Source organism: Photobacterium sanguinicancri (assembly GCF_002265265.1).
Lineage (GTDB): Bacteria > Pseudomonadota > Gammaproteobacteria > Enterobacterales > Vibrionaceae > Photobacterium > Photobacterium sanguinicancri.
This window is the reverse complement of sequence record NZ_NOIF01000147.1, coordinates 1-13002: the sequence shown is the minus strand read 5'-3', so window position 1 is coordinate 13002 and position 13002 is coordinate 1. Positions and strand designations below refer to the sequence as shown.

The 13002-nt window shown below is 45.5% G+C and carries 12 protein-coding genes; 11 read left to right on the top strand and 1 reads right to left on the bottom strand.

Annotated features, from left to right (window positions below; genetic code table 11):
• Positions 1–228: 228 nt before the first annotated feature.
• Genes gpmM through ASV53_RS18080 form a run of 3 tightly spaced genes read left to right on the top strand, consistent with a single transcriptional unit; the run spans position 229 to position 3673 of the window.
• Complete coding sequence (gene gpmM, locus ASV53_RS18090) at positions 229–1767, top strand: 2,3-bisphosphoglycerate-independent phosphoglycerate mutase (protein ID WP_094958116.1); 1539 nt, start codon at positions 229–231, stop codon at positions 1765–1767.
• 17 nt (positions 1768–1784) lie between these two features.
• A complete protein-coding gene (locus ASV53_RS18085; protein WP_094958117.1) occupies positions 1785–2936 on the top strand; it encodes a peptidoglycan DD-metalloendopeptidase family protein in 1152 nt (383 codons plus the stop codon).
• Positions 2937–2962: 26 nt separating this feature from the next.
• Positions 2963–3673 (top strand): divergent polysaccharide deacetylase family protein, encoded by a 711-nt coding sequence (locus tag ASV53_RS18080; RefSeq protein WP_094958115.1) that lies wholly within the window; start codon positions 2963–2965, stop codon positions 3671–3673.
• A gap of 13 nt (positions 3674–3686) precedes the next feature.
• Here ASV53_RS18080 and ASV53_RS18075 read toward each other — a convergent pair whose 3' ends face one another.
• Complete coding sequence (locus ASV53_RS18075) at positions 3687–4334, bottom strand: TetR/AcrR family transcriptional regulator (protein WP_094958114.1); 648 nt, start codon at positions 4332–4334, stop codon at positions 3687–3689.
• Between the two features lie 118 nt (positions 4335–4452).
• On the opposite strand from ASV53_RS18075, the gene rfaD reads away from it, so the two are divergent.
• The 8 genes from rfaD to ASV53_RS18035 are packed head-to-tail and all read left to right on the top strand — an operon-like array spanning position 4453 to position 12916.
• A complete protein-coding gene (gene rfaD, locus ASV53_RS18070; protein ID WP_094958113.1) occupies positions 4453–5397 on the top strand; it encodes an ADP-glyceromanno-heptose 6-epimerase in 945 nt (314 codons plus the stop codon).
• Between the two features lie 13 nt (positions 5398–5410).
• Entirely contained in the window at positions 5411–6376 is a 966-nt protein-coding gene (lpxM, locus tag ASV53_RS18065; protein WP_094958112.1) for a lauroyl-Kdo(2)-lipid IV(A) myristoyltransferase, read from the top strand.
• Positions 6377–6397: 21 nt separating this feature from the next.
• Complete coding sequence (rfaF, locus tag ASV53_RS18060; RefSeq protein WP_094958111.1) at positions 6398–7450, top strand: ADP-heptose--LPS heptosyltransferase RfaF; 1053 nt, start codon at positions 6398–6400, stop codon at positions 7448–7450.
• A complete protein-coding gene (rfaC, locus tag ASV53_RS18055) occupies positions 7438–8442 on the top strand; it encodes a lipopolysaccharide heptosyltransferase RfaC (protein ID WP_094958110.1) in 1005 nt (334 codons plus the stop codon). The genes rfaF and rfaC overlap by 13 nt, the downstream gene beginning before the upstream one ends.
• The gene (gene rfaQ / locus ASV53_RS18050) at positions 8442–9551 is read left to right on the top strand and encodes a putative lipopolysaccharide heptosyltransferase III (RefSeq protein WP_094958109.1); all 1110 of its coding nucleotides are present in this window, start codon (positions 8442–8444) and stop codon (positions 9549–9551) included. Before rfaC ends, rfaQ begins: the two co-directional genes overlap by 1 nt.
• Complete coding sequence (locus tag ASV53_RS18045) at positions 9544–10677, top strand: glycosyltransferase family 4 protein (protein WP_189337912.1); 1134 nt, start codon at positions 9544–9546, stop codon at positions 10675–10677. Before rfaQ ends, ASV53_RS18045 begins: the two co-directional genes overlap by 8 nt.
• A 6-nt stretch (positions 10678–10683) precedes the next feature.
• Positions 10684–11781: a glycosyltransferase family 4 protein gene (locus ASV53_RS18040; RefSeq protein ID WP_094958107.1), complete on the top strand. Its 1098-nt coding sequence runs from the start codon at positions 10684–10686 to the stop codon at positions 11779–11781.
• A 1-nt stretch (position 11782) separates the two neighbouring features.
• Complete coding sequence (locus ASV53_RS18035) at positions 11783–12916, top strand: glycosyltransferase family 9 protein (RefSeq protein WP_062688307.1); 1134 nt, start codon at positions 11783–11785, stop codon at positions 12914–12916.
• The last annotated feature ends 86 nt before the right edge of the window (positions 12917–13002 follow it).

Below are 13002 nucleotides of genomic sequence, written 5' to 3'. Positions count from 1 at the left end.
TAAAAAACAATGGAAAAAGACTTACCTTCTCATCAAAAAATGAATATATTTTACGGAAACACTAACAATTTATTTACAGCATTGTTTGATCTTACCCTACAGTTTTCGGGTGAAGTTGTAGTAAAATTACCAACATTCAAAACTCATGACCTTAAATACTTTGAAAGAATCAAAGCGTTAAGGTGATTAGTTTTGATTTTTCACTTATGACATACAAGAGGACAGCTTATGTCTGCTAAGAAGCCATTGGCTCTAGTGATTCTAGATGGTTGGGGTTACCGCGAAGACGCGCAAAACAACGCGATCGCAAACGCAAAAACACCGGTAATGGATGGTCTAATTGCAAATGAAGCGAACACGCTGATTTCTGCATCGGGTCTAGATGTAGGTTTGCCAGATGGTCAAATGGGTAACTCTGAAGTGGGTCACACCAACATTGGTGCGGGCCGCGTGGTTTACCAAGACCTGACTCGTATCACTAAGTCTATTGCTGATGGCGACTTCTTTGAAACAGAAGCGCTAGTGAATGCTATGGATAAAGCAATCCAAGCAGGCAAAGCTGTTCACATCATGGGCCTAATGTCACCAGGCGGTGTTCACAGCCATGAAGACCACATTGCAGCCGCTATCGAGATGGCAGCTAAACGTGGCGCAGAAAAGATTTACTTACACTGTTTCCTAGACGGCCGTGATACGCCGCCACGTAGTGCACAACACTCACTTGAGCGTTTCGATGCACTATTTGCTGAGCTGGGTAAAGGACGTACCGCATCACTGGTTGGTCGTTACTATGCAATGGACCGCGATAACAACTGGGATCGCGTTGAAGTTGCTTACAATGTGCTAACCCAAGCAAACGGTGAGTTTACAACAGCAACCGCTGTTGAAGGCCTAGAAGCCGCTTACGCACGTGATGAAAACGATGAATTCGTTAAAGCCACTGAAATCCGCGCGGAAGGCCAAGCGTCTGCTGCGATGGAAGATGGCGATGCGGTTATCTTTATGAACTACCGTGCTGACCGTGCGCGTGAAATCACACGTGCTTTCCTTGCTGATTTCGCTGGTTTTGAACGCAATACGTTCCCTGCGGTTGAATTCGTGATGCTAACGCAATACGCGGCTAACATTGATTTAGCTGCGGCATTCCCACCTGCAAGCCTAGAGAACACCTTAGGTGAATGGCTATCGAAGAAAGGTAAGAAACAACTTCGTATCTCTGAAACAGAGAAATACGCACACGTCACTTTCTTCTTCAATGGTGGTGTAGAAGACGAGTTTGACGGTGAGTCTCGCTCACTGGTTGCTTCGCCAAAAGTCGCCACTTACGACCTACAACCAGAGATGAGCTCGCCAGAGCTAACTGAAAAACTGGTTGCAGCAATCAAATCAGGTGAGTTCGATACCATTATTTGTAACTACCCGAATGGCGATATGGTTGGCCATACAGGTGTTTACGATGCTGCGGTTCAAGCGTGTGAAGCACTTGATGGTTGTATTGGCCAAGTGGTTGAAGCTATCCGTGAAATGGATGGTCAGCTACTTATCACTGCCGACCACGGTAACGCAGAAATGATGATTAACCCTGAAACGGGTGGCATTCACACTGCACACACCAACCTACCGGTTCCGTTGATCTACGTAGGTAATAAATCACTTACTTTGAAAGATGGCGGTAAGCTATCTGACCTTGCACCAACAATGCTAGCAATGTCTGATATCGAAATCCCTGCAGAGATGACTGGTCAGGTGCTGTTTGATCTGAAATAATCTATCCCATGCGGGATATGATCAAACACCTCACAAAGACCTTCCGCGCCAGTGCTTTATGCACTGGCGCTTTGTTATGCCTATGCTTTAGCCAACCACTCTATGCCTCGGGTGATAATCAACTCGATGGCGTTAAAGACGAGTTATCACGCCAACAAGGCCAACTACAAGATAAGCAAAAGCGTTATGCCGCATTACAAAATGAGCTTAAAAAACGCGAGCTCACCATTGCCAATGCCACCAAAAAAATCCATCAGGCCGAAAATAAGCGAAAAGCACTAACCGCATCAATCGCAAAACTCAGCCAAGAGCAGCAGACACTTCAACAGCAACGTCTTGGTCAACAAGAGATGCTACGCGAATTGCTCAATACCCAATACCGTCAAGGTGAAGATAGCCAGCTGGCAAATCTACTGAGCGGTCAAGATAGCCACACCCTAGATCGCTATACCGTGTATGCCGAGCGGATCAGCAAAGCCCGTATTGACGCCCTTACCGCATTAAGCGCGATTGATACTGAGCTGCAATTAAAGAAACATGAACTCGCCCTGCAACGCCAACAACAGCAAGCGCTTGTTAATGAACTACAAGCCGAAAATAAAAAACGAACGGGTGAACAAACAAAACGTAAACGCACCCTTGCTGGCATTAAAGGCCAAATGAGCAATGATCGCAGCTACATTAACGAACTTAAAGTGAATGAACGCCGCCTGATCAAAGAAATTGCCAAGGCGAAGCTAGAAGCTGAACGCGCCGCACGCCAAGCGCCGATGGATGGTTTAGCAAAACACCGCGGCAAACTGCCATGGCCAGTAAAAGGCACGGTGCGACACAACTACGGTACCAAACAGCAAGGTGAATTACGCTGGAAAGGCATGGTCATAGGTAAAGCCAGTGGAAGCAAAGTGAATGCCGTTTATCCGGGTAAAGTCATTTTTGCTGATTGGCTACGAGGCTATGGTCTGATGCTTGCCATCGATCACGGCAAGGGGGATATGACCTTCTATGGTTATAACCAAACCTTACTTAAAAAAGTGGGCGACAGCGTTCAAGCCAATGAAGCTATTGCATTAGTGGGTGACAGTGGCGGCCAAAGCCAATCAGGATTGTATTTTGAAATCCGGCGTAAAGGTACGCCGACCAATCCTCGAACTTGGCTCAAAAAATAACGCCATAGCGGACAATTAGGTGAGGCATGCAAAGGATAGCAGTTTTCACATTAGGAGCCTTATGCTTGCTCCTTTCCCCTTTTACAATTGCCGCTAAGCTGGCAATTGTGATTGATGACCTAGGCTATAATTCGATGCCTGTGGCGTTATCAGCTTTACCCGCTCAAATCAGCCTCTCGATTTTACCCGATACGCCATTTGATATCGCAACGGCGGAATTAGCACATCAGCAACAACGTGATGTATTACTACATATGCCAATGCAGCCACAAGGCGCAGCACCACTCGAGCCCAGCACCCTGACTAAACGGATGTCAGAAGGTTCCTTCAAACAAACCTTGCGCCACGCTTTATTGCGGGTTCCACATGCCGTTGCCGTCAATAACCATATGGGTAGTGCGTTAACTCAAGATGTCACCCGCATGGATTGGGTGATGACAGTACTCACCGAACAAGGCTTGGGTTTTCTCGACAGTCGAACCAGCGTTCACAGCGTAGCAGAACAACGAGCACACGTATTTCAACTTCCCACCCTACGCCGCCACATTTTCCTCGACCATTTTCGCACGCAAGAGTTTGTCACTCAGCAACTAAAAATGGCGGTCAAACGCGCCCAACGTCATGGCTATGCGGTAGCAATTGGTCATCCTTACCCAGTGACATTGAGTACCTTGCAGCAACAGCTTCCATTACTCGACACCGACGTTGAACTGGTACCGCTATCAGCCCTGTTCTAGCGCATGTTGTAAATTACGCTATGTCTTGTCGCTCTTGGTCAACATAGTGCGTTTCCAGTTGTTGTACACGCTCTCGACCTTTCTCTGTCGTTAGCGGACGAACAATACTCAACACTTGAAGTACGCCTTGGTAGATCACCGCTTTTGTGATCTGAGCCCCTGGTGCTTGAGTGGTTTGGTAGCAAATCCAGCTTGAAGCGACTAGCTTTAAGGTATTAGTTAAACTCAATAGTTCTTTGTCATCTAAATCCAGCAGACCGCCCTGTTTAAAGCTCTCCATCAACGCCATCATATTTTGATGTAGGCTTTCCTGTGCCGCTAAGTATTTACTTTGCAGCCCCTCATCACGACGTAAGATATTGGGTAAGTTGGCATAAAAGAAACGGTAGCGCCACATCAGCATGAAGACCGCATCAAGATACTGTAATAAGCTCTCTGCTGTGGCATCAAACTCAGATTGTGGTTGAAAGCGGATACGCAAATCACTGGCGTATTCATCAAAAATACTGTGTATAATCTCTTCTTTATTACGAAAATGATAATAGAGATTGCCAGGGCTAATGCCCAAATGCGCAGCAATATGGTTGGTAGTTACATTGGACTCTCCGCGCTCGTTAAAAAGCTCTAGCGCAGCCATGATGATTCGATCTCGGGTCTTCATTTGTCTTCACTTCCTTCGCACTTAGGCTCTCTGTTGATGTTATCATAAGATAGACAGAATTCTTGTACGGTGGCGACATCGCGGCCGTAAGATCAACGTTTTAGCAATAGGACTACTCATGATTATTGTAACTGGCGGCGCCGGCATGATCGGCAGCAACATCGTAAAACTACTAAACGAACAAGGTCGCAACGACATTTTAGTTGTAGATAACCTAAAAGATGGCACCAAATTCGCCAACTTGGTTGATCTTGATATCGCTGATTACATGGACAAAGAAGACTTCATCACGCAAATCATGGCGGGTGACGAGTTTGGTCCAATTGATGCTATTTTCCACGAAGGCGCATGTTCTGCGACCACGGAGTGGGATGGCAAGTACATGATGCTAAACAATTACGAGTACTCAAAAGAGCTACTTCATTACTGTTTAGAGCGTCAAATTCCGTTCCTATACGCTTCATCTGCAGCCACTTACGGTGGCCGTGATCACGACTTCATCGAAGAAAAGCCGTACGAAGGTGCATTGAACGTTTACGGTTACTCGAAGCAACAGTTCGATAACTACGTACGCCGTGTATGGCAAGATGCCGAAGAACATGGTGAAAAACTGTCACAAGTGACAGGCTTCCGTTACTTCAACGTTTACGGCCCACGTGAGCAGCACAAAGGTAGCATGGCATCGGTTGCATTCCACCTAAACAGCCAAATCAACAAGGGGGAAAACGCCAAGTTGTTCGCTGGTTCTGAAACCTTCCAACGTGATTTCGTCTACGTCGGTGATGTCGCTAAAATGAACCTATGGTTCTTAGAAAATGGCGTATCTGGCATCTTTAACTGTGGTACAGGCAACGCGGAATCATTCCAAGCCGTAGCTGATGCCGTGATCAAACACCATGGTAAAGGCGGCGTAGAAACCGTACCTTTCCCTGAGCACCTTAAAGGTCGTTACCAAACCTACACTCAAGCGGATTTAACGAAAGTTCGCGCGGCAGGTTACAACGAACCATTTAAATCAGTAGCAGAAGGCGTTGCTGAGTACATGGCATTAATTAATAAGTAATAGAACAACGGCTATGATCGATCATAACGACAATAAAGCACATCGACCACAATTTGAGTGGCCGTATCTTCACCCGAAATACTGGGGCACGTGGTTAGCTATCATAGTCGGTGCTTTACTTTCTCTACTACCGCACGGTTTTCGCCGTGCGGTGGCGATTCCTTTCGCCAGAATAGCAGTAAAGATCAAAGGTGGTGCAACGCATCGCGCACGCATCAACCTGCTATTATGCTTCCCAGAAAAAACAGATGCTGAACGCGAACAAATCTTGCTTGATACTTTTATCACCGCAGGCACTTATTTGATGGGATTAGCCGCACTGACCACTCGTTCTCGTCAGTGGCTCGAAAGTAACTCGGTGATCTACGGGATGGAAAACCTCACCAAACATACTGATATTGGCGAGGGTGTTATTTTGCTGGTGCCACATACATGGGCCGTTGATATTCCAGCTGTATTGCTAGCTTCTCGTGGTTTACCCATTTCCAATATATCGAAGAGGCAATCTAACCCTGTTACCGACTGGCTAATGAGCCGTCAGCGCTTACAATATGGCGGCAAGATTTTTGAACGTAGTGCAGGGATCAAACCTTTCATTAAATCAGTACGAGAAGGCTACTTAGGCTATTACTTACCCGATGAAGATCTTGGCCCAAATCACAGTGTCTTCGTTGATTTTTTTGCGACTACAAAAGCAACGATTGCGGGCTTAGGTAAACTATCTAAATTAAGCCGCTCTCGCATTGTGCCCTGTTTTCCTACTTACGATAACGAAACAGGACAATTTAACATGCGTATACTGCCTGCTTTGGATCCTTTTCCTAGTGGTAGTGAAGAGCAAGATGCACGTATGATGAACGAACATATCGAACTATTTGTTAATGAGCAGCCAGAACAATACATGTGGATTTTGAAATTCTTAAAAACACAACGTCCAGGCATTGTTGAACCATATCGCTCTGATAAATACAAACCCTAACCATAACAACGGGTTAGCCTAATGAAAATTTTAATTATTGGCCCATCCTGGGTAGGCGACATGGTGATGTCGCAAAGTCTATATCGCACATTAAAAGCCAATAACCCAGATGCAACCATTGATGTGATGGCACCCGATTGGTGTCGTCCTATTTTAAGCCGTATGCCTGAAGTTAATAACGTGGTTGCAATGCCTGTTGGTCACGGTTCATTACAATTAAGTGTGCGTCGTCAACTCGGGAAAACACTAAAACAGAGCGGTTATGATCAAGCGATTGTGTTACCTGGCTCTTTAAAATCAGCCTTGGTACCTTGGTTTGCCGACATTGCAAAGCGCAGTGGTTGGCTTGGTGAAATGCGTTATGGCCTTCTGAATGACTATCGCAAACTTGACAAGGTTGCTTTCCCTTTAATGGTTGAGCGCTACATCGCATTGGCATTTGATAAAGCAGAGATGACATCAGCCAAAGCACTACCTCAGCCATTACTGTACCCAGCACTGCAAGTGGACAACGAGAGTACAATTGCAGCATGCCAAGCGTTAGGCCTTAATCAAGATCGCCCTACTTTAGCCATTTGTCCTGGCGCTGAGTTTGGTCCAGCCAAACGCTGGCCTCATTATCACTATGCACAGGCGGTTGCTCAGCTGATCGATACAGGCTGGCAAGTATGGATTTTTGGCTCAGGCAAAGATCATCCTGTTGGTGAAGAAATTCTGGCTCACTTATCCGATACTCAGCGCACCCATTGTATTAATCTGGCGGGTCAAACTAAATTGGAACAAGCGGTTGATTTGATGGCAAGTTGTAAAGCAGCAATCACCAATGACTCAGGTTTAATGCATGTTGCTGCCGCTGTCGGCTTGCCGCTGGTTGCCTTATACGGACCATCAAGCCCTGACTTTACCCCACCTTTGACCCATCAAGCGAAAGTGATTCGCCTGATTGACGGTTACTTAAAGGTGCGTAAAGGCGATGGCGAGCAAGGCTACCATCAAAGCTTGATCGATATTACACCGCAAATGACGCTCGATGCACTCGATGAACTATTGGCAGGTCAATCATGCGCGTCTTGATTGTCAAAACCACCTCGATGGGAGATGTGATCCACACCTTACCGGCGATCACTGATGCCGCGCGTGCCATCCCTAATATCCAGTTTGATTGGGTAGTCGAAGAAGGCTTTGCTCAGATCCCATCATGGCACTCAGCTGTCGACACAGTGATCCCGGTGGCAATTCGTCGTTGGCGTAAAAATATCATCAACACCATTAAATCTGGTGAATGGCAACGCTGTAAACAGCAGATACAGCACCAACACTATGACGCAATAATTGATGCGCAAGGCTTGATTAAAAGCGCCTTACTCACGCATAAAGCACACGGTATAAAACACGGTTACGATAAGTACTCAATCAAAGAGCCCCTGGCCAGTTATTGCTACGATAAATGCCATAACATCAGCAAAGATCTACACGCAGTTGAGCGTATTCGGCAGTTATTTGCTAATGCTTTGGGATATGCACTTCCCAAACAAAAGAGTACACAAACTCAAACTGGTGATTACGCGATTGCTCAACATTTCTTGGCACAATCAGTACCATCAGAGCTGCCCTACTTGGTGTTTTTGCACGCTACAACGCGTGATAACAAGCATTGGCCTGAAGAGCACTGGCGTGAATTAATCACCCAAGTATCCACACTTGGCTATCAGATCAAACTGCCGTGGGGTGCCCCGCACGAACACCAACGCGCTCTTCGCTTAGCTGAAGGTTTTGATCACGTCGACGTTCTGCCTAAACTAAGCTTGTTTGATGTCGCAGGTGTGCTAGCTAACGCTCGTGCAGTCGTATCCGTCGATACTGGCCTTAGCCATTTAGCAGCCGCACTCGATAAACCTAATATCACCCTATATGGTCCAACCGATCCCGGCTTGATTGGTGGCTATGGTCAAGGGCAAGTATATTTAACGGCATCATCATTACAGCAAGACACCATGGCTGCACTGACAGCCGATTATGTGTTTACACAGTTATCTGATTTATTAGTATCTGAAGGCAATGGTTAATGACAACATCTCCTCTATACGATTACCTGCCCCACCCCATTGATTGGGCTAAGGTACAGCGCGTTTTAGTGATCAAGCTTCGTCACCATGGCGATGTGCTTCTCTCTTCACCCGTGTATCAGACGCTAAAAAATCATCATCCGCACTTAACAGTTGATGCTCTGGTGTATACCGATACTGCACCGATGCTACAAGGCCACCCTGCTATCGACACCTTGCATTCCATTGACAAAAAATGGAAGAAACTTGGTACTTTCAAACATATTGCGCATGAAGCTGCTCTGATAAAGACACTACGCCACCAACAATATGATTTAGTGATTAACTTAACTGAAAGTCGTCGTGGTGCATGGATCAAGTGGGCGACTAAAGCTCAATACGGCGTGGCAGGTAATTATAAAAACCGCCAAGATAAATCGTGGAAGAAAGCCTTTCCAATCCGTTACCACTTACCTCGGTTTGGCAATACTCGCCACACAGTAGAAGTTCATTTAGATGCACTTCGCAAAGCGGGTCTTATCATTAAGCCACAAGATAAACCTTTGATCCTCGAGCTTAGTGAGCAAGAGTATCAAACCGCTCGACAACTGCGTTCAAATGTCGACGACAAGAATTTTATCGTGCTGCATCCAACCTCACGTTGGCTATTTAAAACTTGGCGTATCGAGCATTACCGCAGCTTGATCCAGCAGTTATTAGCTGATGGTCATCAGGTGGTGATCACCGCAGCTCCCGATAAAGTCGAAATGGGATTGGTTGAAGGGATTTTAGACGGCATCAGTCACCCGAGCTTGCACAACCTTGCTGGCCAACTATCACTGCGCTCACTGGCTGCTACTATTGCTCAAGCCAAGCTTATGGTCGGCGTTGACTCAGTGCCGATGCACATTGCCGCCGCCGTTGACACACCTTGCGTTGCCCTCTTTGGCCCTAGTGGTGATATTGAGTGGGCGCCTTGGAGTGATAAAGCTCGCGTACTGACCTCAAACCATACTTGTCGTCCATGCGGCTACGATGGCTGTGGTGGCGGTAAAATCAGTGAGTGCTTGGCATCAATCAGTGTTGATACGGTTTATCAAGCCATTCAGGAGCAACTTACTGATGACTAAGTTAGCGATTGTGCGCCAACAGTATCGCCCTGATGGTGGTGCAGAAAAGATCATTGCTCGCTCTCTAGATGGGTTAAAAAGCGCAGATCTTGACGTATCAGTAATCACTCAAGCTTGGCCTAAAAATGCTGATTCTCACTATCAAATTCACCAAATAGACAAAGCAGGGCTGACTCGCACGGCTAAGGTACGTAATTTTACCAAAAATGCACAGCAGCGTTTAACAACACAAGACTTTGATATTGTACAATCTCACGAGCGACTGCCAGGTTGTAACCTTTATCGCGCAGGTGATGGCGTTCATGCCCAGTGGTTAAATATTAAAAACCGTCATGCCACTCCGCTACAAAAGTGTTGGCAAAAAATGGACAGTTTTCATCGCTATATCCTTGCCACTGAACGTCAAATGTTTGAATCCAATGAACTGCAAAAAGTCATTTGTATTTCGAACATGGTGAAGCAAGATATTCTGACTCATTTTACTATTACAGAAGATAAGCTGGTCACCATCTATAACGGTATCAACAGTAACCAATTCACGCCGGCATGGGGTGAAGAACAACGCCAACTTCGCCAAGAATTAGGCCTACCTCAAGATAAGCGTATTTTAATTTTTGTTGGGTCCGGTTTTGAGCGAAAAGGGGTCAAAGAGGCAATCCAAGCTGTCGCTAAAACCAACGAAGACACTTTATTACTCGTGGTGGGAAAAGAGAAAAAAATCAAATTTTATCAAGCCCTCGCGGAACAATTAGGTGTCAATGAGCGTGTATATTTTATGGGTGTTCGCACCGATGTGGCTAAGCTAATGGCGGCGTCGGACCTATTATTGCACCCAGCACATTATGAACCATTTGGTAATGTGGTACTCGAAGCTATGGCGGCAGGTCTGGGTGTTATTGTCTCTGATTTTGTTGGTGCAAAAGATTTAGTTGAACCCAACCAAAATGGCTTCATTTGCGAGGCTTTTTCTGCTGATTCAATCGTAGACAGCCTTGCTAAATGTGAAACACAATCTCAGCTTCAACAATTAGGGCATAACGCTCGTCACACCGCACAACAATTTACAATCGAAAGAATGGTGAACGACATGACAGCCTTATATTCCACACTGATGAAAGAAAGATAAATAATCATGAAAAAATTAAATATTCTCCATACTGAATCATCTTGTGGCTGGGGCGGCCAAGAAATTCGTACCCTGACAGAATCTGAAGGCATGATTGCCCGCGGTCACCAAGTGACGATAGCCTGCCCTTCAAACTCAAACATCTATAGCGCAGCAAAAGAGCGCGGTATCAATACCGTGGCTTTACCTATCAATAAAAAGCGTCCAGCCGCCTTGCTGGCGATGCTTCGTTTTTTATCTGCTAATCAATTTGATGTGGTTAACACTCATAGTTCAACGGATAGCTGGTTAGTATCAGTTGCATTAGCATGGCGATCTTCACGTCCAGGCATAGTGCGTACTCGCCACCTATCAACCGCCGTTCATAATAAAAAAACCACTCAATGGTTGTATCAAAAAGGTAATGATTTCATCGCGACTACGGGTGAGAAGCTTCGCCAAACCCTTCACTCGGAGAATGGTGTTGCTCTTAATAAAATGCAGTCCGTACCTACCGGAATTGATGAAAACCGATTTGTCCTGCCACAGGATAAAAAGCAGATCCAAGCTGAATTAGCATTACCAGACGGTAAAACTATCATCGGGATCTTAGCAACCATTCGCTCTTGGAAAGGCCATGAGTACCTTGTTGAAGCAGTAGCCGCACTTCATCGTCAAGATTGCCACATTTTAGTGGTCGGTGATGGTCCTTTTCGGCCAACACTAGAAGCTAAAATTAAAGAGCTCGGTTTAGATGGCCAAGTAACGCTAGTCGGTAACCAAGACAACGTCGTACCATGGCTCCAAGCAATGGATCTATTCTGCCTACCGTCTTACGGTAACGAAGGAGTTCCCCAAGGGATCATGCAAGCTATGCTATGCGGCCTACCGATTATTTCAACGGATGTCGGCAGTATTCTTGAAGTTCTTCATCATGAAAAGAATGGCTACTGTGTTGAAACTAAAGACAGCAAGTCATTAGCAATTGCGATTGAAAAGTTGCTTGATAATCCAAGTCTACGTGAAGAGTTTGGGGCTTACAGCTACAAGCATGCATCAGCTAACTGCACCATGACTAAAATGGTTGATGAGATGGAAGCGATCTTCCAGAAGGTGAGCAAGTAGCATGTCATCGCGCTCTACTTTTCGTTTGATCCAGTTCGGGGCAATTTTGCTCCGTTCTCCACGCTTACTATTCAAGCGTAAGCAGCAACCAGAAAAACCAAGGCGTATCCTAATAATTCACCAACTCTTACTTGGTGATGCATTGATGGTAACGTCATTACTGGCCCGTTTGCGAGCACAATACCCCACTGCTGAAATAGAGGTTGCAGGGCCTCCCATGCTGGCATCGCTGTACCAGTCTCGACCATATGGCGTTCACTTTATTCCCTTTACGCCAAAATCATGGCAATCATTGTTTGCCCTTTTCAAGCGTCCAACTTACGATCTTGCGTTGCCTATTTTAGACAATCGTTATTCTTGGACTGCGTTTGCCATTGGTAGCCGTTGGATTAAAGGATATGAAAACGATAAAAAGAACTATAAAGATATTCCCTTCAACGAATTAATTCCGCTACCTAAAGACCCAACATCAATCACCGATATTATTGGTCAGTTAACGGAAACAAAAGCAGAGTTACTCTACGATCCAGAGCAATGGCCTCAACCTGATTTTTCCAACTTTTCACTCCCTGAGTTACCTTATGTCGTTATTCATTTAGGTGCAAGCACGCCTTTAAAGTATTGGAATAATGACTATTGGATCCGCTTAGCAAGGGAGTTAAATGCAAAAGGTTTTATACCTATTTGGAGTGCGGGCCCCAATGAATTAGAGTTAGTTAAAGCTGCAGACCCTGATGGCGAGTTTAGCTCAACAGCAGGTCAACTCAACCTTGCTCAACTATGGCACTTAATCCAACATGCCAAGTTATTGGTCTGCCCTGACACTGGCATTACGCATATCGCCAAACATACATTCACCCCAACCGTATGTTTATTTGGTCCCGGCAATAAAGAAATGGCAGGGTACAGCAACTTTTTTAGCACCGCACCCTTTACTGCCATTGACCAAAATATTGAATGCCGCAATCAACATATATTCTTTAAACGTCAAGTAGACTGGGTACAGCACTGTAAGCGCTCTATTCAAACATGCCCAAATAAAGCCGCATGCATGACAAACATCTCCTACAACACCGTTTTTAACGCCTGTTTAAATGCCTTGAAAACAGAGAACAAACAAAAAAGAGAGCATTAAGCTCTCTTTTTATTAATGACTTTCGCTCTCAATTTTATCTCTTTTAGAGGCAATGAAGAACCCCACTAAAAACCAAAACATAATGA